The sequence below is a fragment of the Flavobacterium aerium genome (genome assembly GCF_030766725.1).
In the GTDB taxonomy this organism is placed as follows: domain Bacteria; phylum Bacteroidota; class Bacteroidia; order Flavobacteriales; family Flavobacteriaceae; genus Flavobacterium; species Flavobacterium aerium.
The window spans coordinates 1-606 of sequence record NZ_JARQWR010000039.1 but is presented as its reverse complement, the minus strand read 5'-3'; the positions used below and the strand labels follow the sequence as shown (position 1 = coordinate 606).

Here is a 606-nt window from a genome sequence, read left to right as displayed (position 1 = left end):
TTTTTTGTTTTTTCCCATCCAAGAAGTTATTGCGGGTAAAGTACATGGTTTGTCCATCTTTGGTGAATACCGGAGTAGACTCGTGGAACTTTGAAGCAACTTTACTCGAGAATTTCTCAGGGGCACTTAAGCTTCCATCGGCATTGACTTTGGAAGAGTAAAGATTAGTAAAGGATTGATTGGTCCATTTGTCTTTTCTCTTAAAGAATCCCATGGTATCTCTAGCGGAAGTAAACACTAATTGATTTCCTAAAAAGCTTGTTCCATAGTCGGAGTAATCCGAGTTGATTCCTGCATTTTCTACATCGTAGCGTCCTGAGTTTTGTTTGATAATCTCAAGATAGTCTTTTTGTTGGTTGTACAATTGAGCTCGACTGTCTTTGCCTGATTGTTTTGCAAATTCATCAAGCATAGCATTGGCTTTGTTATAATCGCCTACCGCTTTTAAACTTTGGGCATAACGGTAGTAGTATTCTGCTGCTACGGGTTGGTTTAAAGCAAAGAGTTCTGTATACCATTTATTGGCTTTGTCGAGTTCACTATTAAAATAGTAAGCATTTCCGAGCTTCTGGAATAAATCAACGGATTTATAACCATTTTCTGCTA

Annotated in this window: 1 protein-coding gene; it reads right to left on the bottom strand. The window is 38.0% G+C overall.

The annotated features are described in order from the left end of the window. The coding region (locus P6733_RS18075; RefSeq protein WP_372339319.1) for a tetratricopeptide repeat protein at positions 1 to 606 on the bottom strand (606 nt) is incomplete at both ends.